The sequence below is a fragment of the Janthinobacterium sp. ROICE36 genome (genome assembly GCF_002869965.1).
Classification (GTDB): Bacteria; Pseudomonadota; Gammaproteobacteria; order Burkholderiales; family Burkholderiaceae_D; genus Janthinobacterium.
This window is the reverse complement of the sequence record NZ_PEBS01000017.1, coordinates 31,518-54,495: the sequence shown is the minus strand read 5'-3', so window position 1 is coordinate 54,495 and position 22,978 is coordinate 31,518. Positions and strand designations below refer to the sequence as shown.

The window sequence follows — 22,978 nt, the reverse complement described above, 5'->3', positions numbered from 1 at the left end:
TAGGGAATTGTCGTTGCCGCGTAGTTCGGCTACACTGGTCCGCATGCCCGATACTTTACTCACCGCGACGGATGAAGACCTGATGCTGCGCTACCGCGCGGGCGACCTGCCGTCGTTTCGCGAATTGTACCGGCGCCATAGCCAGGGCCTGTACCGCTTCGTGGCCTGGCGTGCGCCGCGCCGCGCCTGGGTCGACGAGATCGTGCAGGATGCGTGGGCCAGCCTGCATGCGGCGCGCAAGGGCTACCAGCCGCAGGCGGCTTTCCGCACCTATCTGTACCAGATCGCGCGCAACCGTCTGATCGACCTACTGCGCCAGCGGGAAGGGCAGGAACAAGGGGAAGCAGGCGAGCTGGCCGACGAGGGCGCATCGCCGTCGCAATCGCTGGAGCAGAAACAGCAGCACGCACTGCTGCATGCGGCCATCGCCGCGTTGCCCACCGAGCAAAAGGAGGCGCTGGTGCTGCAGCAGTTCAGCGGCATGAGCATCCTCGAGATCGCCGTGGTGACGGGGGCGGAAGCGGAAACCGTCAAGAGCCGGCTGCGCTACGCCATGCAGAAATTGCGCGCGGGCTTGGACAGCGCGGGAGGACAGTCATGAATACGCACAATCAAGATCACGATGAACCGAATGACGAGCAATTGAAGGCGCTGCTGGCCAGCTTGCCGCAGCCAGCGCCTTGCAGCGCGCTCGATGCGGCCATTTTGGCAGACGCGGAAAAGGCCCTGCACAAGCCGGTGGCCGCGAACGACAGCGCCGATGGCGTGCTGCGCACCTTGCCAGCCAAGAAATCGCCGGACTATCTGCAGCGCTGGCGCATTCCGCTGGGGCTGGCGGCAGCCGTGCTGCTGACGGTAAACCTGATCGGCGTCGACTGGTTCGGCTCGAAGCAGGCGCAATTTCCCGTGGTCGGGGAACCGGTCACGCAGGAGGTGATGCCGGCTGCGGCGCCAGTGCCGCCAGCCACGGACATGCAGCGGGCCATGCAGCAGCAAGCCACCATGCAGGCCGAGTCCAGCCTGCAGCGCGAGGCACCGGTGCAGCGCGCGCTGGCTATGCCCGCTCCCGTCGCGGCAAAGTCGGCGCCGTTGCCGCCGCCGGCCAGGCTTGATGCTGGCGTATGGCTGGTGAAGATCGACGCCTTGTTAAAAGCGGGCGAAGCGGCGCTGGCGCAGGAGGAATGGGCCGCGTTCCGGCAGGCGTATCCTGAGTATCCCGTGGCCGAGGAGCTGCGGCAGCGCCTGGAAAAAATACCGAAGTAGCGCGCGCTAGACGATCCCCTTCCTGCGCTCCCACACGGCGCTGCCGACGAAAATGGCGGCGCATACCCACATTACGGCAGGCAGGGCGTTCACGCCCACCGATTGCATCAGTACGCCCGTCAACAGGGGGCCTCCGCCGCTGGTCACGCCCCAGGTGGCGTTGACGATGGCGCTGGCGCTGGTCAGCGACAGTCCCGTGAAGCGCTCGCCGCAGGCCACCAGCGCCAGCATGTAGATGCCGCCCGCCGCCGCGCCCAGCAACAGTAACAAGGTCCACCACAGCCACGGCGTGCCGACGGCGAACGGCAGCAGCGGCAGCAGCAGGCAGACGGCCACGCCGCAGCCCGCGTGCACTTTGGCGCGGCCGAAACGGTCGGCCATCCATCCCAGTGCGAATTGCAGGCCCGTGTCGCCCACCAGCACCACGCTGGCCGACAGCAGGGCCAGGTCCGTGCTGATGCCGTGGCGCATCGCGTACAGCGGCAACAAGCTCAATGCCAGGGTGTCGAACAGGGCAAAGAAGGCGGCACCGAGCAGTATCATCGGCATGCGCGGCAGGATCAATGTCCATTTCACACCCTGTTCTTCGGCTTCGCGTTCCGGGCCGCTGTTCGAGATCAGCATCAGGCCCGGTACGGCCAGCAAAAACAGCAGGCCGCAGGCGGCGAAGCTCCAGCTGATTTGGTCGTTGAACAGGGCGACGAGGGCAGGGCCGATCAGCTGGAAGAAGGTAAAACTGGTGGTGTACATGGCCACCACGCGGCCTCGCGAATTGTCGGGAGCCAGGCGGTTCACCCACGCTTCGCCGATGGTGAACAGCACGCCCATGGCGCCGCCGAAGAGGAAGCGCAGCACGCTCCACGCCAGCAGATGATCGGTGAACTGCATGGCGATCGTCGCCAGCGAGGCCACCCACACGGCGCCCAGCATGGTGGCGCGCGCGCCGAAACGTCCCACCCAACGCGAGACGAATGGCGAGGCGGCCAGGATGCCGAGTGCGCTGACGGCCGTGATCATGCCGATGATATCCGTGCCCACACCGCGCTGGTGCAAGGTCAGGGCCGTGAGCGGCATGGTGGCACCCAGGCCCAGACCGACCACGCCGATGCTGACCACGAGGGCGAAGAAATCACGCCATGGCATGCTCTTCATGGTTGCCCCCGTAGGGTGAAAAAGGAGTTTCGGAAGGCTGGAAAACGGTGTGGGTGCATGGGAAAGTAGGGGACTTTGCCGGTGGTGCTGGTGTTTGGCGCCGGACGGGCATATGATGATTTTAATAAAGGCAATATTGCGAAGCCGTAGTGTAAGCGATGTGTGCCGCCGTTGGCCACGTGTGGCCGTTTCTACCGGCTCTGCTGTACAGTGTAGCGAGCGGCAGCGCTGTCATGGCGCTGTCATTGGATCGTCACGCCAGCGAGGTAGTACTCTATGCGCCGTCCCATCGTTCTCGTCCCCGCCTGCCAGCGCCAGCTGGGAAACCATGCCTGGCACATGGCGCAGGACAAATACCTGCACGCCGTGCTGCACGGCGCCGGCTGCATGCCGCTGCTGCTGCCGGCCCTGGGAGCTGACGCGGACCTGGAAGCGGCGCTGCTGATCGCCGACGGCATCATGCTGACCGGTTCCGCCTCGAACGTCGACGCTCGCCTGTATGGCGAAGACATCCTGCATCCCGACCTGCCGCAAGACCCCGCGCGCGACGCCACCACCTTGCCGCTGATTCGCACCGCGCTGGCGAGGCAGCTGCCCTTGCTCGCCATCTGCCGCGGCTTCCAGGAAGTCAATGTGGCCCTGGGCGGCACCTTGCACCAGGCCGTGCATGCGGTGCCGGGCATGCAAGACCATCGGGAGAATGGGCTCGATCCCCTGGCGCGCCAGTACGCATCCGCGCACCGGATCAAGCTGGCGCCGGAAGGCCTTTTGTCGCGCCTGCTGGGCGGCGAGAGCGAAATGATGGTCAATTCCCTGCATGGCCAGGGCATCGCCCGGCTGGCCGATGGCTTGCTGGTGGAAGCCTTGGCCGACGACGGCCTGGTGGAAGCCTATACGGTGGCCAGCGCCGCCGGTTTTACCTTGGCCGTGCAATGGCACCCGGAATGGCGGGTGGAAGACAACCCGCATTCGATGCGCCTGTTAGGCGCTTTTGGCCAGGCGTGCCGCGATTACCAGGAACAGCAGCACAGAAAGAAAGAATGACCGGGCAGGATGACAGGCGCGCCGCACCATCACCATGCGGCGCTTAATCAGGAAAAGCGCAAGACCAACGAGAGGGAAACATGGCAATACGAGAAAATTTCACCTATACGGATATGGATTTGTGGCTCAATGAAAAGCGCGTCACGGAAATTGAATGTCTGGTGCCCGACTTGACAGGCGTGGCCCGGGGGAAGATCCTGCCGCGCGGGAAATTCACCCAGGAGCGCGGCATGCGCATCCCGGAAGCGGTGCTGGGCATGACCGTGACGGGCAATTACCCGGTTGACGATGGCGGCTATGACCGCGCCATTTCCAGCACCGACCGCGACATGATTTTGAAGGCCGATCCCACCACCATCACCATGGTGCCGTGGGCTACGGACCCCACTGCGCAAGTCATTCACGATTGCTATTTCGCCGATGGTATGCTGGTCGATTTTGCTCCAAGATCTGTGCTGCGACGCGTGCTGAAACTGTATGCGGACAAGGGTTGGAAGCCCGTGGTGGCGCCGGAACTGGAGTTCTACCTGACGGCGAAAAACACGGACCCGGACTTGCCATTGAAGCCGCCCATCGGTCGCAGCGGCCGGGCCGAGACCAGCCGCCAGGTGTACAGCATCGACGCCGTCAACGAGTTCGATCCCCTGTTCGAGGATATCTACGATTACTGCGAACTGATGAACCTGGACGTCGACACCTTGATCCATGAGATCGGTGCGGGACAGATGGAAATCAACTTCCTGCACGGCGACCCTTTGGGGCTGGCCGACAAGGTCTTTTTCTTCAAGCGCACCCTGCGTGAAGCGGCCTTGAAACACGATATGTACGCCACCTTCATGGCCAAACCCATGGCCGGCGAGCCGGGATCCGCCATGCATGTGCACCAGAGTGTCGTCGATGCGAAGACGGGCCTGAATATCTTCAGCAACGACGATGGTTCGGCCGCGCCCATCTTCAAGCATTACATCGCGGGCTTGCAGCGCTACATGCCGTCGGCCATGGCCATCGTCGCGCCCTACGTCAACTCCTACCGCCGCATCGTGCGCCACACGGCCGCACCCATCAACATCCAGTGGGGCCTGGACAACCGCACCGTGGGTTTTCGCGTGCCCGAGTCGGGCGTGCAGGACCGCCGCGTGGAAAACCGCATCATCGGGGCCGACGCGAATCCCTACCTGGCCCTGGCCGTGACGCTGGCCTGCGGATATCTGGGCATGACGGAGCAACTGGAAGCGACGCCGATGATGGTGGGCAGCGCCTACGACATGAAATTCGAGCTGCCGCAAGGCTTGCCCGAAGCCCTGCAGCTGCTGCGCGCAGAAGACAAGCTGCGCACGGTGCTGGGAGATCGCTTCATCGACGTGTATGCGGCCATCAAGGACCTGGAGCACCAGGAATTCATGACCGTCATCAGTCCGTGGGAGCGCGAACACCTGTTATTACACGTTTAAAAGGAACACGCATGAGCACAACAAACAATCCGCTGGCGCCCAGCGCCGCTTTTGTATCCTCCGTGGCGCAGAAAAACGCCGTACCGCAAGTGGTTGACACGGCCGCCATCCAGAAAATGGATACGGCCCACTACCTGCATCCGTTCACCGATTTCCAGGACCTGGCAAGCAAGGGCGCCAGGGTGATCGTGCGCGGCGATGGCGTCTACCTGTGGGATAGCCAGGGCAAGAAAATCGTCGACGGCATGTCGGGCCTGTGGTGCGTCAACGTGGGCTATGGCCGCACCTCGATTTCGCAAGCCGTGTACCGGCAGATGGAGACGTTGCCCTTCTATAACAGCTTCTTTGGCACGACCAACGTGCCGGCCGTGCAACTGGCGGCCAAGCTGGCGCAAATATCGCCGCCGCAGTTCCAGCACGTGTTTTTCACCAGTTCCGGCTCCGAGGGCAACGACACGAATGTGCGCATGGTGCGCCGCTACTGGGACATCCTCGGTTACCAGGAACGGCACACCATCATCAGCCGCCACAATGCGTATCACGGCAGCACGGTGGCGGGAGCGTCGCTGGGGGGCATGGATGGCATGCATGCGCAGGGCGGCTTGCCGATACCGGGCATCGCGCATATCGGCCAGCCGAATTACCTGCAAGCGGGCCACGGATTGACGCCCGAGGAATTCGGTATAAAAGCGGCGGGCTGGCTGGAAGACAAAATCCTCGAGATCGGGGCCGACAAGGTGGCCGCCTTCATCGGCGAGCCGGTGCAGGGCGCGGGCGGCGTCATCATCCCTCCAAGTACCTACTGGCCCGAGATCCAACGCATCTGCGACAAGTACGGCATTTTGCTCATCGCCGATGAAGTCATCTGCGGCTTTGGCCGCCTGGGGCGCTGGTTCGGCTCCGAACTGTTCGGCATCAAGCCCGACCTGATCACATTTGCCAAGGGCGTCACGTCCGGTTATGTGCCGCTGGGTGGGGTGCTGGTGGGGGACAGGGTGGCCAAGGTGCTGATTGAGCAGGGCGGCGAATTCACGCATGGCTTTACCTATTCGGGCCATCCTGTCGCTTGTGCGGCGGCGCTGGAAAATATCCGCATCATCGAGGAAGAACAATTGGTGGCGAAGGTGGCCGAGGATACGGGGCCGTACCTGAAACAGTGCTTTGCCAGCCTGGGGGAACATCCGCTGGTGGGCTACGCGGATAGCTGCGGTCTGGTCGCGGGCCTGAACCTGGTGCGCAAGAAGGGCGCCACCGTGCATGACAACGAGTTGTTTGACGAGGACCAGGCCGTGGGCATGCTCTGCCGCGGCCACCTGTTCGACAACGGCGTCATCATGCGCGCCGTGGGCGAGCGCATGATCGTCGCTCCGCCGCTGGTCATGACGCGCGCGCAGATCGATGAAATGGTGGCCTTGATACGGCTGTGTTTGGACAAGACGCATGCAGATGTGAAGGCGAAGGGCTGGGTGTAGGTTTTTGCCCCGTTTTGCCGCCATCTGCGCGATTTTTGGACCGCAGTGGCGGCAGTTCCGCTAAACTTCCATCTTGGCCGCTCCTGTAGCGGCCAGTTTTTCATTTTGACACCCTCTACCAAAGCATCCACACATGACGATAGCAATACCAGCCGCGTCGGCCTGCGACGCCCAAGCGCCTTTTTTGCTGATTGATCAGTTGGTCAAGGAATTCGATGGCGTGCGCGCCGTCGATGCGATTTCCGTGACGATCAACAAGGGCGAGATTTTCGCCCTGCTCGGTAGTTCAGGTTGCGGCAAGTCTACCCTGCTGCGCATGCTGGCTGGCTTCGAGACGCCGACCTCGGGCCGCATCGCCCTGGCGGGTAACAGCATCGTCGATGTGCCGCCGCACCAGCGGCCCATCAACATGATGTTCCAGTCGTACGCGCTGTTTCCCCATCTGTCCGTGTGGGATAACATCGCCTTCGGCCTGCGCCGCGACGGCTTGCCGAAAGCGCAAGTGGCCGCGCGCGTCGAACAGATGCTGGCGCTGGTGCAACTGGGCCAATACGCGAAGCGCAAGCCGCACCAGCTGTCGGGCGGCCAGCAGCAGCGCGTGGCGCTGGCGCGCAGCCTGGCCAAGCGTCCGCAATTGCTGCTGCTCGACGAGCCGCTGGGCGCGCTCGACAAGAAACTGCGCGAACGCACGCAAATGGAGCTGGTCAACATCATCGAACAGGTGGGCGTGACCTGCGTGATGGTCACGCATGACCAGGATGAAGCCATGAGCATGGCCACGCGCATCGCCGTCATGAGCGAAGGGCGCATCCTGCAGGTGGGCGCGCCCGGTGAAATCTACGAAACGCCGAACTGCCGCTTCGTCGCCGACTTCATCGGCAGCGTCAACCTGTTCGACGGGCGCATCACGGAAGATGAACCCGATCACGTGGTCATCGACACGCCCGACGGCCGCCAGTATGTCGCGCATGGCATCACGGGCAACCTGGGCATGGATGTCTCGGTGGCCGTGCGCCCCGAAAAAATCGGTATCCAGATCAAAGCACCTACATTGGAAGAGCGCGCGTCGGCGGCCGAACACGGCTACAACTGCGCCCAGGGCGTGATCGTCGCCATGGCGTATTTTGGCAATGAAACCAGCTACCATGTGCGCCTCGACAGCGGCACGCTGGTGAAAGTCTCGCGCACCAACGCGGCCCGTCACGACGCCGCGCGCCTCGAGCGCGAACAGCGCGTGTGGGTATGGTGGGATGGCGCCGATATCGTCGTGCTGACCAGCTGAGGCCATCATGACGTCCCTCCTGCAATCGCTGCGCCACTTCGTCACCTTGCGCTGGCTGACGGGCCGCAACGCCGTCATCGCCGTGCCGTCGCTGTTCCTGACGGCCGCTTTTCTGGTGCCCTTCCTGATCGTGCTGCGCATCAGCCTGTCCGACATGGACACGGCAGGCAGCCCCTTCGGCGGCTTGCTGTCGTACGTCGACGGCATCGTCGTGCTGAAGGTCAAAATCGCCAACTATCTGTTCATCGCCGCCGATGAACTGTATTTGCTCACTTACCTCAGTTCCATCAAGTACGCGGCCATTACCACGGCCATCTGTCTGTTCATTGGCTACCCGTTCGCCTACTTCATGGCGCGCGCCAAGCCGTCGATCCGTCCCGTGTTGATGATGCTGGTGATGCTGCCGTTCTGGACCTCCTTCCTGCTACGCGTGTATGCGTGGAAGGGCATCCTGGCCAACCACGGCTTGCTCAACGACCTGCTGATCGCGCTGGGCGTGGTCAGTGAACCGCTGCACATGATGAATACCTCGTTTTCGCTGGTGGTCGGCATGGTGTACGCCTATCTGCCCTTCATGATCCTGCCCCTGTATGCGAATCTGGTGAAGATGGACATGCGTTTCCTGGAAGCGGCGGGCGACCTGGGCGCCACGCCCCTGCAGGCGTTCTGGCGCATCACGGTGCCGCTGTCGAAGTCGGGCATCATCGCCGGCGCCATGCTGGTGTTCATTCCTTCCGTGGGCGAATACGTAATTCCCGAGCTGCTGGGCGGCCCGGAAACGCTGATGATCGGCCGCGTGCTGTGGGATGAATATTTCACCAATAACGACTGGGCCATGGCGTCGTCCGTGACGGTGCTGGTGATCCTGCTGATCCTCGTGCCTATGGCCATTTTCAACAAATACAAGACGGACCAGGACGCGGAGGAGCGCACATGAACGGACGTACCTTTTTACAGCGCTGGTTCGGCTGCGGCTGGCTTTCGCTGGGCTATTTGTTCCTCTACCTGCCCATCATCGTGCTGATCGTCTTTTCGTTCAACAGCTCGCGCCAGGACATGGTGTGGAGCGGCTTTTCGCTGCGCTGGTACAGCGAGTTGATGAACGATACGGAAATCATCTCGGGCTTCGGCCTGTCGCTGAAGATTGCCTTCATGTCGGCCACGTCGTCCGTCGTCCTCGGCACGTTCGCCGCCTTTGCCTTGACCAGCTACCAACGCTTTCGCGGCCGGACCCTGTTTTCGTCCATGGTCAGCGCGCCGCTGGTGATGCCGGAAGTGATCATCGGCCTGTCCCTGCTGCTGATGCTGGTGTCCATGCAAAAAGTCTTCGGTTTCCCCGAGCGGGGGGTGCTGACGATCTGGCTGGGCCACACCCTGCTGGGCATGGCGTATGCGGCCGTGGTGGTGCAGTCGCGCCTGCAGGAGATGAGCAAGTCGCTGGCCGAAGCGGCAATGGACTTGGGCTGCCGCGCGCACCAGGTATTCTTCCTCGTGACTCTGCCGAACATCACGCAGGCGCTGGCCTCGGCGTGGCTGCTGACGTTCACCCTGTCACTCGACGACGTGGTGCTGTCGGCCTTTTTGTCCGGCCCCGGTTCGACGACGATGCCGCTGGTGATCTTTTCGCGCGCGCGTCTGGGGCTCGATCCGCGCGTGAATGCCATCGCCGCGTTGACGATCCTCGTCGTGACGATCGCCGTGATCGTATATGCGGTGATGCTGGCGCGCACCGACCGGCAGCGCCGCAAGCAACTGTCTGCGGCCTATTTGGCAGACCAGGAGTAAGCTGCTCTTAAACTGACACAGGAGACGACCATGACGGAAAACACCAGCTGGCATGCACGGGCAGCAGCGCTCACGATCGATGGACGCGCCTTCATCAATGGCGAACGGATGGGGGCCAGGTCTGGCCAGACTTTCGACAATCTGTCGCCCATCGATGGGCGCTTGCTGGGACAGGTGGCCCGCTGCGACACCGCCGACGTGGATGCGGCCGTGCTGGCCGCCCGCGCCGCCTTTGACGACCGCCGCTGGGCAGGCAAGTCGCCCGCGCAGCGCAAGCGCGTGCTGATCAAATTCGCCGACCTGGTGCAGCAATACGGTCCCGAGCTGGCCCTGCTGGAAACCCTGGACATGGGTAAGCCAATCAAGTACAGCCAGAGCGTGGACGTGGGCGCCACCGCTAACTGCCTGCGCTGGTATGGCGAGGCGATCGACAAGGTCTACGATGAAATCGCACCGACTCCCGCCAACAGCCTGGCCCTGATCACGCGCGAACCGGTGGGTGTCGTTGCCGCCATCGTGCCGTGGAATTACCCGATGATCATGGCCGCCTGGAAGATCGCGCCGGCCCTCGCGGCCGGCAACAGCGTGATATTGAAACCGTCTGAAAAATCGCCGCTGACGGCGCTGCGCCTGGCCGACATCGCGTTGGAAGCGGGCATGCCGGCCGGCGTGTTCAACGTGCTGCCAGGTTACGGCCATGAGGCCGGCGCCGCGCTGGCGCTGCACATGGATGTCGATTGCATCGGCTTCACGGGTTCCACGCGCACGGGCAAACTGATCGTGCAGATGGCGGGCCAGTCGAATTTGAAACGGGCATGGACGGAGCTGGGCGGCAAGTCCGCCAACATCGTTTGCGCCGATTGCCCCGACCTGGACAAGGCCGTGGCAGCCGCCGTCGGTTCCATCTTCTTCAACCAGGGCGAAAGCTGCAATGCACCATCGCGCCTGTTCGTGGAGGAGTCGATCAAGCAGGAATTCCTGGCCAAGGCGCTGGCCATGCTGCCCCGCTTCCAGCCCGGCGATCCGCTCGACGAAGCCACCGTCATGGGCGCCATCGTCGACGCCACGCAGATGAACACCGTCATGGGCTATATCGCGGCCGGCAAGAACGAAGGCGCGCAGTTGCTCGGCGGCGGCGAAGCCGTGCGCGCGGAGACGGGCGGGTACTACGTGCAGCCGACCATCTTCGGCGTGGACGCCGGCATGACGATCGCGCGCGAAGAGATTTTCGGGCCCGTCTTGTCGGTGCTGGGCTTTACGGACCTTGCCGACGCCGTGAAACAGGCCAACGCCACGCCATACGGCTTGCAGGCGGCCGTGTGGACGTCCGACATCAGCAAGGCGATCCAGACGGCGCGCGCCCTGCGTGCCGGCACCGTGCACGTCAACCAGTACGACGGCGATGACATCACCGTGCCGTTCGGCGGCTACAAGCAGTCGGGCAACGGGCGCGACAAGTCGCTGCACGCGCTGGACAAGTACACGGAGTTGAAGACGACGTGGATACAGGTGGGGTAAAACGAAGCGCTGTCGGCCTGGCGCACAGCGCGCAAGCCGACAGGCAGAATACCATCAGAAGCAGTGTTCCAGCGCCGGGAAGCTGCCATCCTTGACGGCTTTCACATAGCCGGTGACGGCGTCCTCGATGCTGGCCGCGCCTTCCATGAAGTTGCGCACGAAGCGCGCCTTGCGGCCTGGGAACACACCCAGCATGTCGTGCATGACGAGTACCTGGCCCGAGCAGTCGGGCCCTGCGCCGATGCCGATGGTGGGGATCGTCAGCATGTCGGTGACTTCCTTGCCCAGCTGCGACGGCATGGCTTCCATCAGCACGATGGCGGCGCCCGCGTTTTGCAGCACCAGCGCGTCGTTCTTCAATTCTGCGGCGCTTTCCGTGCTCTTGCCCTGCACTTTATAGCCGCCCAGCTGGTGCACCGATTGCGGCGTCAGGCCGATGTGGGCGCAGATGGGGATGCCGCGTTCGGTGAGGAAGCGGACGGTGTCGGCCAGCCAGGCGCCGCCTTCGATCTTGACCATGTGCGCGCCCGCCTGCATCAGGATGACGGCGTTGGCATAGGCTGTTTCAGGCGTGCCATACGCGCCGAACGGCAGGTCGGACATGATCATGGCCGACTTGGCGCCGCGCGCTACCGACGCCGTGTGGTAAGCCAGTTCGGCCACGGTGACAGGCAGGGTGGAATTGTGGCCGTTGCAGACCATGCCGAGCGAATCGCCGATCAGCAGGATCTCCACGCCGCAGCGGTCCATCAGCGACGCGAAGCTGGCGTCATAGCAGGTCAGCATGGTGATCTTTTCGCGGGCGGCGCGCAGCGTGGCCAGGGTGTGGATGGTCACGGCCTTGTTGGCGACAGGCTTGGATGGCGCCGGCACCGGTGTGGTGGCCTTGTCTTTTGCGGCCAGATCTGTTCCTTGCAAATAAGCGGACATAGGTATTCTCTAGAGTGAAAGGAGGGTGATGCGATTGCGACGCCGCTAGTGTAGTACTTTATATGGCGGCGTGCAGGGGCGGCATTGTAGAGCAATGCCGCGTGGCGCTCAGAGCTGGCTGATGGCCTGGTCTGTCACGCCCGCCAGGTAGTCCTGCGCCGCCCCGAGGCCGGGCACGACGATGGCGGGCGCCAGGGCCAGCAGCGGCACGAGCACGAAGGCGCGCTCGGTGATGCGTGGATGCGGCACCGTCAGGCTGGCGCTGGCGATCTGTTCATCGCCGTACAGCAGCAAGTCCAGGTCCAGGGTGCGCGGGGCGTTGCGGTAAGGCCGTTCGCGCCCGTGCGCCGCCTCGATGGCGTGCAGCGCCAGCAGCAGCTCTTCGGCCGGCAGGGTGGTCGTGATGCGCGCCACCGCGTTGATGTAGTCGTCACCGCTCGAAGCTATGGGCGCCGTGCGGTAGTTGGCCGAGACGTCGATCAGCGAGGCGCCGGGCAGGCGCGCCAGGCGCGTAATCGCATCCTGTACATTTGCCCGCGCGTCGCCCAGGTTGGCACCGATACCGATGTAAGCAGTTACTGCCATTATTCGTCGCTGCTGCTGCCGGTGGTCGAGCCGCCTGTACTCGTCTTGCTGCGCGTGCTGCGGCGTGGCGGGCGCTTCTTCTTGACGGCGCCCGGTGCGGCATTCGCGCTGACGAGCAGCGCTTCGCGCGTTTCCTCGTCGCCCTCATAAAAGCCGGTCCACCATTCGCCGATCTCCATGTCGATCTCGCCCGAGGCGCAGCGCAGCAGCAGGAAGTCGTAGCCGGCGCGGAAGCGCAGGTGTTCCAGCAGTTTATGCGGCGCCTTGCCGACTCGGCGTTCGAAACGGGGCTGCATCGACCAGATGTCGCGCATGTCGGAACCGATCTTGCGCTGCAAGGCGAGTTTTTCCGTTTGCGAATCGAGCACGTCGTCGGCCGCCAGGTGCAGCGCGGGGATGGTCGACTCGCCGGCGGCGCGGTAGGCCGTCCATTTTTCCAGCACCTGGTGCCACAGCAGCGAGGCAAACAAAAAGCCTGGCGAGACGGTCTTGCCGGCGGCGATGCGCTGGTCCGTGGCGTGCAGTGCCAGGGTGACGAATTTCGCGCCCAGCGGCTGTTCCAGCACCACGTCGAGCAGCGGCAGCAGGCCGTGATGCAAGCCTTCCTTGCGCAACTGCTGCAAACAGGCCAGCGCGTGGCCGCTCATCAGCAGTTTCAGCATCTCGTCGAACACGCGCGGCGCGGGCACGTTGTTGATCAGCGGCGCCATGATGGGAATCGGCGCGGCCGTGTGCGGCTCGATGGTGAATTTCAGCTTGGCGGCGAAGCGCACCACGCGCAGCATGCGCACGGGATCTTCACGGTAGCGCTCTTCGGGCTTGCCGATCATGCGCAGGGTCTTGGCGCGGATGTCTTCCACGCCGCCGTGGTAATCGAGCACTTCCTGCGTGGCCGGGTTGTAGTACATGGCGTTGATGGTGAAGTCGCGGCGCAGCGCATCTTCGTGCTGCAGACCGAAGGTGTTGTCGCGCAGGACGCGGCCATGTTCATCCTTGGGCGCGGAATCTGCACCGGCGCCGCGGAAGGTCGTCACTTCCAGCAAATCCTGGCCGAACATCACGTGCACGATCTGGAAGCGCTTGCCGATGATGAAGGCGCGGCGGAACAAGCGCTTGACCTGTTCCGGCGTGGCGTTGGTGGCGATGTCAAAGTCTTTGGGTTTGACGCCCAGCAGCAGGTCGCGTACGGCACCGCCGACGACGAAGGCTTCGAAGCCCGCTTCCTGCAGGCTGCTGGTGACGCGGATGGCATTCGACGACACCAGTTTCGGGTCGATTCCGTGTTGCGCAGGACCGAGCACGATGGGTGCCGTGGTGTCGCGCGCTGCCTCTTTTTTAACGCCGAGGATCTTGCGGATGAATTTTTTAATCATTGAATAAGTGGAGTGATGGCCAGCCGTGGAGGGATGCATGTACGCTCAAAGCGGTGTTGGGATTGGTCGCGACAGGGTGGGTAACGACCGACAGCAAGGGTATGTCGTTGTGTGAATCGCTGTAAAAATAGCTGCGCTCGAACTGTCCCAGTTCCTTGCCCATCTTTTCCAGCCAGGCGTGGGTGTGGGTCAACTTGCCCGCGCCCAGGGTCGGCGTGCCCAGCAGCTTGCCAGTGACATTGCCTTCGGCGTCGTATTCGGGCATGGCGGCCAGCAGGTGCTCGACACCCAGCGCATCGGCGATGGGCTTGGTGATGAAATGGTTGGTGGCCGTGACGATGGCCAGCAGGTCGCCCGCGTCCTGGTGCTGCTTGAGCAGGGCCACGACTTCCGGGCGGATCGCCGGCAAGACCACTTCAGTCATGAATTGCCGGTGCAGCGTTTCCAGGCGCTCGCGCGGGAATTGCGCCAGCGTGCCGAGCGAAAATTCCAGGTATTCCACCGGGTCGAGCGTGCCGGCCTGGTATTGCGCGAAGAATTCGTCGTTGCGGCGGGTGAATTCGGCGGCGTCCACGGCACCGATGCGTACCAGGAATTCGCCCCACTCGTGATCCGAGTCGATGGGCAGCAGGGTGTGGTCGAGGTCAAACAGGGCCAGATTCATCATTCTTTCGCTTCCGCCTGCAGCAACTCGCGCAACAATGGCAAGGTGATCGGGCGTTGGGTTTCCAGGGAGTAGAGGTCGAGCGAGTCCAGCATCGTCGACAGCGAACGCATGTCGCGCCGGAAATGGGACAGCAGATAGGGTAACACGCCCGGCGACAAGGTCAAGCCGCGGGTGGTGGCCGCCTGGGTCAGGGCGGCGATTTTTTCATCGTCGGTCAAGCCGTGGATTTGATAGATCAGTCCCCAGCCCATGCGCGTGCGCAAGTCTTCGCGCACGGGCAGCACGGCGGGCGGCACGGCGCCGCTGCACACCATGTAGGCTTTGTTGGCGCGGATTTCATTGAACAGGGCAAAGGCATCGATCTGCGCCAGCGGCGAGAGTTTTTCGCAATCGTCGAGCAAGTACAGATCCACGTCTGGCGAATACACGAATTCGGACTCGATCGAGAATGGCGAAATATAGCGCGCACGCTCGGTGCTGGCCAGGGCCTTGAGCAGATGGCTCTTGCCGGCGGCCAGTTCGCCCCACAGGTAGGCAAAATGTTCGCGCGAGGTGCGCGCGGCGAACTGGCGCATCAGCTGCGCCACTTCGGCATTCTGTCCCACCTCGAAGGTATCGAGGCTGTGCGCCTGGTCTGTGCCTAAATCGAGCACCAGTTGTTTCATGGCGTACGCCTTGTCCTGTTTTTCATTACTGCATGTGCATCGTGGTATTGCTAGGTTGATATGATATCCGCTTTTTACTAGGTATTATAGAAGCTGCTGGAGAGGTAGTGGCGTCTTAGATGCTTAAAAGCGACCATCAGGACGGCAGAAGCGGGTAAAGCGAGCAAAACGCCGACGAAACCAAACAATTGTCCGAAAGCCAATAAGGCGAAGATGACGGCCAGCGGGTTCAGGCCGATGCGCTCGCCCACCAGGCGCGGCGTGAGGAAAAAGCCCTCGATGACCTGGCCACAACCGTAAATGACGGCCACGGCGATCACGCCGCTCCAGTCGGCGAATTGCAGCAGGGCGGCGATGAGGGCCAGCATCAGCCCCAGGCCGAAGCCCAGGTAGGGGATGAACACCAGCAAGCCCGTAATGATGCCGACAGGCAATGCCACTTCAAAACCGGCGATGGCCAGCGCCACCGAGTAATACGTGGCCAGCACCAGCATGACGAGCAACTGGCCGCGCAGGTATTGCGCCAGCAGGGTATCGACTTCCTGCGCCATGCCCACCGTGCGGCCCACCCAGCGGCGCGGCACGGCGGCGGCGACGCGCGCCAGCATCGGATGCCAGTCCAGCAACAAATAAAACAGCACCACGGGAATCAGCACGACGGTGGCCAGCCAACCCAGCACGGCCGTGCCGCCGATGCGCGCCGAGGCCAGCACGGTGCTCCAGATTTCATCGCCGCTGGTGGCCATCTGCTGGCTCAGCATGCGTTTGATGCCCGTGCCGTCCAGGCGCACGCGGATGCCGAGGTCGCGCAGTTTTGGCGCCAGGAAATCATTCGCCTTGTTCAGGAACTGCGGGATCTGCGCCTGCAGCAGGGGGATTTCCTTTTGTAATACCGGCACGACGATCAGCACCAGCGCTGTCATGGCGAGGAAAAACAACACCGCGACGACCAGCACGGCCAGCGGCCGCGGCAAATAAAAGCGCCTGCAGTGCAGGCGTTGCAATCGGTCCACGCCGGGATTGAGCACGTAGGCGAGGATGGCGGCGGCCAGGAAGGGCGTCAGGATGGGGCCCAGACTGACGAGCAACAGCAAGAATGCCAGCCAGACCGCGATCCAAAATGCTGTTTGCTTCTGTTCTGCGGTGATGGCGAATGGCATGTGGTTTGTGCTGTTGCGTTAAAAAAAGGCAGTTAATTACGAAATGGCGGGGCAGTTTGATAAAATAGCGTCTTGATCGACCGAATTCACCCGCTGGCGCCCTGCCGCACGATGTTGAAAAACATACTTGCGCGCGCGTGTCGGCGGGTATCCGCCTTCTATTTTACCGCCTCCGCTGCCACCACACCATGAACCAGACTTCTAATGTTTCCCTTTCCTACCGTGACGCTGGCGTCGATATCGACGCAGGCGACGCTTTAGTCGAAGCAATCAAGCCGTTTGCCAAGCGCACCCTGCGCGAAGGCGTGATGGGCGGCCTGGGCGGTTTTGGCGCCATGTTTGAAATCAGCAAGAAGTACAAGGAACCAGTGCTGGTCTCGGGTACCGACGGCGTGGGCACCAAGCTGCGCCTGGCGTTCGAACTGAACCGCCATGACACGGTCGGCATCGACCTGGTCGCCATGAGCGTCAACGACATCCTGGTGCAAGGCGCCGAACCGCTGTTCTTCCTCGACTACTTTGCTTGCGGCAAGCTGGACGTGGCGATCGCCACCGACGTCATCAAGGGCATTGCCCAGGGTTGCGAACAAGCCGGTTGCGCGCTGATCGGCGGCGAAACGGCGGAAATGCCGAGCATGTACCCGGCCGGCGAATACGACCTGGCAGGTTTTGCCGTCGGCGCCGTGGAAAAATCGAAAATCATCGACGGCACCAAGATCGCTCCGGGCGACGTGGTGCTGGGCCTGGCCTCGTCGGGCGTGCACTCGAACGGTTATTCGCTGGTGCGCAAGATCATCGAAGTGGCGAAGCCGGACCTGGAAGGCGATTTCCACGGCCGCAAGCTGGCCGACGTGCTGATGCAGCCGACGCGCATCTACGTCAAGCCGTTGCTGGCGCTGATGGATGCCATGGAAGTCAAGGGCATGGTGCACATCACCGGTGGCGGCCTGGTGGAAAATATTCCCCGCGTGCTGCAGCCTGGCCTGGTGGCCGAGCTGGACTCGAAGGCATGGACCATGCCACCGCTGTTCACTTGGTTGCAACAGCACGGCGGCGTGGCCGACGCCGAAATGCACCGCGTCTTCAACTGCGGCATCGGCATGACCGTCATCGTCTCGCAGGAAAACGCGGACGCCGCCATCGCCCAATTGCAAGCGGCCGGCGAAACCGTCTCGCGCATCGGCACCATCCGCGCCCGCGTAGGCGATGAGCATCAAACAATTGTTATCTAAGTTGTAGCTTGAACAAACAAGGCAGGCACTCGCGAGAGGTCTGCCTTTTTTTACGTCGCGAATCGGCCTAGCGCGCGTGCGCCGTCTTCATGTGGCCATCCGATTGCGAGCCGCCTTTGCCGATCATGGCCACGCTGACGGCCGAGACGAGGGAGGCGAACAGGATGTAACCGACGATGTGCCACGGCTCGCCATTGCCCGTTTTGAGCAGGTAAGTGGCGATGATGGGTGTCAGCCCGCTGGCGAAGATGCCGGAGAACTGGTACACGAAGGAGATGCCCGTGTAGCGCACCTTGGCGTCGAACAGGTCGCAGAACAGGGCCGCTTCCGGTCCGTATACAGCCGAATACAGCACGCCCAGCGGGATGATCACGGAACACCACAGCAGCAGCGGGTTGTCGGCGTGATGGAGCATGATCCAGAAGGCGGGAATGGACGACACGCCCGTGATCAATGCCCCCCAGAAGAACACCTTGCTGCGGCCGATGCGGTCCGACAGGCGGCCAAAGAAGGGAATGCAGAAGCACATTACGACCGCCGACGCCATCACGCCCATCAGCGCTTCCGTGCGGGCGATCTTGATGGTGTTGGTCAGATAGGTGATGGAAAACACGCCGAAGATATTGAAGAACACGCCGTCGATATAGCGCGCGCCCATGCCCTTCAAGACATTGCCCGGATAGCGTTTCAGCAGGTCGAAAAACGGAATCTGCGTCTCCGCGTTCTTCTCTTTGACGGCCTGGAATTCCGGCGTCTCCATGACGTTCAGGCGTATCCACATGCCGATGAAGACGAGGGCGGCCGACAGGATGAAGGCGACGCGCCAGCCCCAGGACAGGAATTGCGCATCCGTCAGGGTGTACGACAGGATCGCCACCACGCCGGAAGCGAGGCACAGGCCGATGGCCAGACCGATTTGCGGCAGGCTGGCATAGAAGCCGCGCTCTTTCGGCGGCGCATACTCATACGCCATCAGCACGGCGCCACCCCATTCGCCACCGAGGCCGATGCCTTGCAGCACGCGCAGGAACAGCAGCAATCCCGGCGCCCAGTAGCCGATGTGCTCATAGGTGGGCAGCACGCCGATCAGGAAGGTGGAGATCCCCATGATCATCAGGGTCATCACCAGCATGCTCTTGCGGCCGATCTTGTCGCCGAAGTGGCCGAAGATCACGCCGCCGATGGGGCGTGACAGAAAGCCCACGGCGAAGGTGCCGTAGGCCAGCATGGTCGAGACGAGCGGATCGCCACCCGGGAAATACAGTTTGCTGAATACGATGCCGGCGACTACGCCGTACAAGAAGAAGTCATACCATTCGATGGTGGCGCCGATCACGCTGGCCATCACGACTTTCCGTAGCTCTTTGGCTTTTTTCGGATTACTCGGATTGTTATCCATAATATCTAGTCTCCTATCGATATCGATTATGTGTTTTTTTCTGATGCTAGGCTTGTCGCCGATACTTGGGGCGGGGCCGTCTGCCCGCCGCTGGCATCCTCCTGGGTAAGGTGGAGTGGGGAGCTGACTAGGCAGCCTGTGGCAGGCGCACGGCGTCCGCCAGGATCATGTCGGCGGCTTTTTCGGCGATCATGATGGTGGGCGCGTTGGTGTTGCCCGAGACGATTTCCGGCATGATCGACGCGTCGACCACGCGCAGGTTCTGCATGCCATGCACGCGCAGGCGATCATCGACGACGGCCATGGCGTCGCGGCCCATCTTGCAGGTGCCGCTGGGGTGGTAGATCGACTGGCTGAAGCGCCGCGCCGCGTCCAGCAGCTCAGCATCCGTCTGGAACTGCGGGCCGGGCACGAACTCGGAAATGATGTGCGGCGCCAGCGACGGCGCGGCGGCGATCCGGCGCGCCACGCGCAGGGCGGCGATCGCCGTCTGCTGGTCGCGCGGGTCGGACAGGTAGTTCGGATGAATGCCCGGGTAGACAAGGGGATCGGCGGACTTGATCGACACGTGGCCGCGGCTGTACGGGCGCAACTGGCACACGGACGAGGTAAAGGCGGAAAACGGATGCGCGCCTTCGCCCGGCTTGTCGGCGCTCAGTGGCTGCATGTGGAACTGGATGTCGGGCCGCGCCACCCCGGGCGAGGACTTGGTAAACACCGTCACCTGGCTGGCCGCCAAGGTCAATGGTCCGGAGCGGGAAAACACATATTGCATGCCCACCCACAGCTTGCCCCACAGGCTGTTGACTTCATCGTTCAGGGTTTTCAGCCGGGTCTTGAAGACGAGGCGGATTTGCAAATGATCTTGCAGGTTCTGCCCCACGCCGGGCAAGTCGTGCACCAGCGGCACGCCCACTTCATCGAGCAGGGCGCGCGGTCCCACGCCCGAGCATTGCAGGATGTGCGGCGAGCCGATGGCGCCCGCGCAGAGAATCACTTCGCCGCTGGCGCGCGCCTGGCGCAGCTGGCCATCCTGCCGGTACTCGATGCCGACGGCGCGCTTGCCCTCGAACAGCACGCGCATGATGTGCGCGCGTACTTCCACGCGCAGGTTGGCGCGTTTGCGGGCCGGCCGCAAAAAGGCTTTCGCCGTGCTCCAGCGCAAGCCCTTGCTGGCCGTTTGCTGGAAGTAGGCGACGCCTTCCTGCGTGGCGCCGTTGTAATCGGTATTGAAGGGGATGCCGCTTTCCGTGGCGCCGGCGATGAAGTGCTCCGCGATGGGACGGCGCAGGCGCAGGTCCGACACCTTCAAAGGACCACCCACGCCGTGGTAATCGTTGGCACCGCGTTCCTGGTCTTCCGATTTTTTAAAGTAGGGCAGCACCTCGGCGTAGCTCCAGCCTGCATTGCCCAGCTCGGCCCAGCGGTCGTAGTCTTCCTTCTGGCCGCGCACATACAGCAAGCCGTTGAGCGAGCTGGAGCCGCCCAGCACCTTGCCGCGCGGCCATTGCAACTGGCGCCCGGCGATGCCGGCATCGGCCTCCGTGCGGTAACACCAGTCCAGCTTGGGATCGTGCATGGTCTTGAAATAGCCGACCGGCACGTGTATCCATGGATTGTTGTCCTTGCCGCCCGCTTCCAGCAGCAACACCTGCTTATTGCTGTCGTGCGACAGGCGGTTGGCCAGCACGCAGCCGGCCGAACCGGCGCCGACGACGATGTAATCGTAGTGTGTTTGTGACATTGCCCTGGTCTCCTGCGTTTGCGGTATCGCTTGCCTTTGCGGGCGATTTTTGCGATACACTGATCTATTATTTGATGTATTGGAACGCCTGGTTCCATTTATAAAAGACGAGCAGCGCCGGGAAAAGCGGAAATACCCGCATACGCGAGAGGTGAAACAGAACATGCATGATGCGTTTCAAAAACGGCAGGCCGAGGCCGGAGAAGCTGGGGCGTCCGGTGGCGCAGTGGCTGCCAGCGCGGCGGCCGGCCATGGCGACGAGGCACGGGGTTTGCGCGTGCTGCGCCTGATCGAGCACCTGGCCAGCGCCAGCCAGCCCCTGACCCTGTCGCAGCTGGCTACGCGCATGCAGGTGCCCAAGGCCAGCATGATGCGCTTGCTCTATACGCTGGAGCAACATGGCTATGTGCTGCGCACGCCCGTGGGACGCGGCTATGTGCCTGGTGCGGCGTCCACCAACCTGGCCCTGGCCACCTTGCGCAACAATGCTCTGATCCGCGTGAGCCGCAGCATCCTGGGTAGCCTGGTGGCGGCCACGGGCGAGACGTGCAATCTCGCCATTCCCGAGGGCAATGCGATCGTGTATGTGGACCGGGTGGAAACGCAGGAAGCGCTGCGCCTGCATCTGGTGCTGGGCACGCGCGCGCCCATGCATTGCACGGCGAGCGGAAAACTATTCCTGGCACACATGACCTTGCTGGAGCGGCGCGCATTGCTGGCCATGCTGAGCCTGCAGGCGCGCACGCCGAAAAGCATTACCGACCCGGTGCTGCTGGAACGTGAGATCGTGCGCATTGCCCGCCTGGGCATCGGTATCGACGACGAGGAATTCGTGCACGGAATGGTGGCCGTGGCCGTGCCCATCTGCGCCGCCGACGGCCGCATCGTGGCAGCCGTCGCCTGCCACGCGCCCGTGGCGCGCAAATCCGTGGAGCAGCTGCTGCAGCACGTGCCGCAGCTCAAGGAAGCGGCCGTGAAACTGCGGCCGCTGCTGCTGGCGGAGTCCAGCTAGGGTTTCAGCACCTTCGCTACTTTCGCCGCGCGCAGGCGAAACGCATCGGGTATGCCCGAGCCCAGCAGCGGGCGCAGATACAGCCTGAAAGCATCCGTCACGTCGGTGCCGCTGGCGCTGATGAATTCGTCTTCCATGGTGCGCGTCTTGCCCGCCACGTCGGAAAGCGGCAGCAACTCGTAATCGACAGAATAAAAGCCCGTGCGCTTGATGGCAACGGAACCGTCGCGGTCGCCCCAAATGGCGAACTGCACCGCCTTCTCGCCCACTTCGCGCGCTTCGCGTTGATCTACATCAGAGACGCAGCCGATGAAAGAGCGCTGTAGATAGCCGAAGGTATCGCCGCGCACGCGCTTGATGCCCAGCTTGACCTTGATTTCGTCGCACAGCAGGTCGGCCAGCGCGCCCGTGCCCGACAATTGCACATTGCCGTGCGCATCGCGTTCCACTTCATTGCCCACCTGTTTGGCCAGCAGGCTGGCGATCGGCTCGCCCGAGGCATCGTGGATGCCTTCCGAGACGGCGATCACGCAGCGGCCGTATTTTTCATACGTGGCTTTCACATCGGCCAGGAATTGCTCCAGCACGAAGACGCGCTCGGGCAGGTAGATCAGGTGCGGGCCATCGTCGGGGAACTTCTTGCCCAATGCTGAGGCGGCCGTCAAAAATCCTGCGTGGCGGCCCATCACCACGCCCACGTACACGCCGGGCAAAGCGGCGTTATCGAGGTTGGCGCCGGCGAAGGCTTGCGCGACGAAGCGCGCGGCCGACGGAAAGCCGGGCGTGTGGTCGCTGCCCACCAGGTCGTTGTCGATGGTTTTCGGGATGTGGATGCAACGTAGCGGATAGCCGGCCTTGTGCGCTTCCTCGCTGACGATGCGTACCGTGTCGGACGAGTCATTGCCGCCGATATAAAAGAAGTGTTCGATCTCGTGGGCGCGCAGCACTTCGAAGATTTGCTGGCAGTAGGCAATATCGGGTTTGTCGCGCGTGGAGCCGAGGGCCGACGAGGGCGTGGCGGCCACCAGTTCCAGGTTGTGGCTGGTTTCCTGCGTCAGATCAACGAATTCCTCATTGACGATGCCGCGCACGCCGTGCAGCGCGCCATACACGCGCGTGACATGTTGAAAGCGCCGCGATTCGAGCACTACACCGACCAGCGACTGGTTGATGACGGCGGTGGGGCCGCCTCCCTGGGCAACAAGAATTTTTCCAGACGGCATGGGATTTCCTCGTAGTGGAAC

The 22,978-nt window shown here is 62.8% G+C and carries 21 protein-coding genes; 11 read left to right on the top strand and 10 right to left on the bottom strand.

Annotation, left to right across the window (positions count from 1 at the left end; genetic code table 11):
- The first annotated feature begins 43 nt into the window (after nt 1-43).
- The gene (locus CSZ94_RS09575) at nt 44-601 is read left to right on the top strand and encodes a sigma-70 family RNA polymerase sigma factor (protein ID WP_258000886.1); all 558 of its coding nucleotides are present in this window, start codon (nt 44-46) and stop codon (nt 599-601) included.
- Complete coding sequence (locus CSZ94_RS09570; RefSeq protein WP_102121279.1) at nt 598-1,263, top strand: hypothetical protein; 666 nt, start codon at nt 598-600, stop codon at nt 1,261-1,263. Before CSZ94_RS09575 ends, CSZ94_RS09570 begins: the two co-directional genes overlap by 4 nt.
- A 6-nt stretch (nt 1,264-1,269) precedes the next feature.
- On the opposite strand, the gene CSZ94_RS09565 is transcribed toward CSZ94_RS09570, so the two are convergent.
- Entirely contained in the window at nt 1,270-2,415 is a 1,146-nt protein-coding gene (locus CSZ94_RS09565; RefSeq protein WP_102121278.1) for an MFS transporter, read from the bottom strand.
- Nucleotides 2,416-2,691: 276 nt separating this feature from the next.
- On the opposite strand from CSZ94_RS09565, the gene CSZ94_RS09560 reads away from it, so the two are divergent.
- From CSZ94_RS09560 to CSZ94_RS09530, 7 genes are all read left to right on the top strand, one after another.
- A complete protein-coding gene (locus CSZ94_RS09560) occupies nt 2,692-3,459 on the top strand; it encodes a gamma-glutamyl-gamma-aminobutyrate hydrolase family protein (protein WP_102121277.1) in 768 nt (255 codons plus the stop codon).
- An 80-nt stretch (nt 3,460-3,539) separates the two neighbouring features.
- Nucleotides 3,540-4,910 carry a glutamine synthetase family protein gene (locus tag CSZ94_RS09555; protein WP_102121276.1) on the top strand — a complete coding sequence of 457 codons (1,371 nt, stop codon included), beginning with the start codon at nt 3,540-3,542 and terminating at the stop codon, nt 4,908-4,910.
- An 11-nt stretch (nt 4,911-4,921) separates the two neighbouring features.
- A complete protein-coding gene (locus tag CSZ94_RS09550) occupies nt 4,922-6,382 on the top strand; it encodes an aspartate aminotransferase family protein (protein ID WP_102121275.1) in 1,461 nt (486 codons plus the stop codon).
- A 133-nt stretch (nt 6,383-6,515) separates the two neighbouring features.
- Nucleotides 6,516-7,664, top strand: a complete 1,149-nt coding sequence (locus tag CSZ94_RS09545) for an ABC transporter ATP-binding protein (protein WP_102121274.1) — start codon at nt 6,516-6,518, stop codon at nt 7,662-7,664.
- Between the two features lie 7 nt (nt 7,665-7,671).
- Nucleotides 7,672-8,601 carry an ABC transporter permease subunit gene (locus tag CSZ94_RS09540; protein WP_102121273.1) on the top strand — a complete coding sequence of 310 codons (930 nt, stop codon included), beginning with the start codon at nt 7,672-7,674 and terminating at the stop codon, nt 8,599-8,601.
- Entirely contained in the window at nt 8,598-9,449 is an 852-nt protein-coding gene (locus CSZ94_RS09535) for an ABC transporter permease subunit (protein WP_102121272.1), read from the top strand. Before CSZ94_RS09540 ends, CSZ94_RS09535 begins: the two co-directional genes overlap by 4 nt.
- Nucleotides 9,450-9,479: 30 nt before the next feature.
- Nucleotides 9,480-10,967 carry an aldehyde dehydrogenase gene (locus CSZ94_RS09530; RefSeq protein ID WP_102121271.1) on the top strand — a complete coding sequence of 496 codons (1,488 nt, stop codon included), beginning with the start codon at nt 9,480-9,482 and terminating at the stop codon, nt 10,965-10,967.
- Between the two features lie 54 nt (nt 10,968-11,021).
- Here the strand turns inward: CSZ94_RS09530 and panB are convergent, their stop codons facing one another.
- The 6 genes from panB to CSZ94_RS09500 all read right to left on the bottom strand — a co-directional run bounded on the left by panB (nt 11,022) and on the right by CSZ94_RS09500 (nt 16,347).
- The gene (panB, locus tag CSZ94_RS09525; RefSeq protein ID WP_180977418.1) at nt 11,022-11,897 is read right to left on the bottom strand and encodes a 3-methyl-2-oxobutanoate hydroxymethyltransferase; all 876 of its coding nucleotides are present in this window, start codon (nt 11,895-11,897) and stop codon (nt 11,022-11,024) included.
- 108 nt (nt 11,898-12,005) lie between these two features.
- Complete coding sequence (gene folK / locus CSZ94_RS09520; RefSeq protein ID WP_102121270.1) at nt 12,006-12,482, bottom strand: 2-amino-4-hydroxy-6-hydroxymethyldihydropteridine diphosphokinase; 477 nt, start codon at nt 12,480-12,482, stop codon at nt 12,006-12,008.
- Entirely contained in the window at nt 12,482-13,855 is a 1,374-nt protein-coding gene (gene pcnB / locus CSZ94_RS09515; protein ID WP_102121269.1) for a polynucleotide adenylyltransferase PcnB, read from the bottom strand. The genes folK and pcnB overlap by 1 nt, the downstream gene beginning before the upstream one ends.
- Nucleotides 13,848-14,519 carry an HAD family hydrolase gene (locus CSZ94_RS09510; protein ID WP_102121313.1) on the bottom strand — a complete coding sequence of 224 codons (672 nt, stop codon included), beginning with the start codon at nt 14,517-14,519 and terminating at the stop codon, nt 13,848-13,850. Before CSZ94_RS09510 ends, pcnB begins: the two co-directional genes overlap by 8 nt.
- On the bottom strand, nt 14,519-15,187 hold the full coding sequence (hda, locus tag CSZ94_RS09505) for a DnaA regulatory inactivator Hda (RefSeq protein ID WP_034788687.1): 669 nt from the start codon (nt 15,185-15,187) through the stop codon (nt 14,519-14,521). Before hda ends, CSZ94_RS09510 begins: the two co-directional genes overlap by 1 nt.
- Before the next feature lie 77 nt (nt 15,188-15,264).
- Nucleotides 15,265-16,347, bottom strand: coding sequence for an AI-2E family transporter (locus CSZ94_RS09500; protein ID WP_102121268.1), 1,083 nt, complete (start codon nt 16,345-16,347; stop codon nt 15,265-15,267).
- A 188-nt stretch (nt 16,348-16,535) separates the two neighbouring features.
- Between CSZ94_RS09500 and purM the strand changes: the two genes are divergently transcribed.
- Nucleotides 16,536-17,579 (top strand): phosphoribosylformylglycinamidine cyclo-ligase, encoded by a 1,044-nt coding sequence (gene purM / locus CSZ94_RS09495; protein ID WP_034788683.1) that lies wholly within the window; start codon nt 16,536-16,538, stop codon nt 17,577-17,579.
- Between the two features lie 67 nt (nt 17,580-17,646).
- Here purM and CSZ94_RS09490 read toward each other — a convergent pair whose 3' ends face one another.
- Both CSZ94_RS09490 and CSZ94_RS09485 read right to left on the bottom strand, forming a co-directional pair.
- On the bottom strand, nt 17,647-18,978 hold the full coding sequence (locus tag CSZ94_RS09490; RefSeq protein ID WP_102121267.1) for an MFS transporter: 1,332 nt from the start codon (nt 18,976-18,978) through the stop codon (nt 17,647-17,649).
- A gap of 127 nt (nt 18,979-19,105) precedes the next feature.
- Nucleotides 19,106-20,722 (bottom strand): GMC family oxidoreductase, encoded by a 1,617-nt coding sequence (locus tag CSZ94_RS09485; protein ID WP_102121266.1) that lies wholly within the window; start codon nt 20,720-20,722, stop codon nt 19,106-19,108.
- 163 nt (nt 20,723-20,885) lie between these two features.
- On the opposite strand from CSZ94_RS09485, the gene CSZ94_RS09480 reads away from it, so the two are divergent.
- Nucleotides 20,886-21,734, top strand: a complete 849-nt coding sequence (locus CSZ94_RS09480; RefSeq protein WP_102121265.1) for an IclR family transcriptional regulator — start codon at nt 20,886-20,888, stop codon at nt 21,732-21,734.
- On the opposite strand, the gene CSZ94_RS09475 is transcribed toward CSZ94_RS09480, so the two are convergent.
- Nucleotides 21,731-22,957 (bottom strand): 6-phosphofructokinase, encoded by a 1,227-nt coding sequence (locus tag CSZ94_RS09475; protein WP_102121264.1) that lies wholly within the window; start codon nt 22,955-22,957, stop codon nt 21,731-21,733. The two genes, CSZ94_RS09480 and CSZ94_RS09475, sit on opposite strands and share 4 nt — an antisense overlap.
- Between the last annotated feature and the right edge of the window lie 21 nt (nt 22,958-22,978).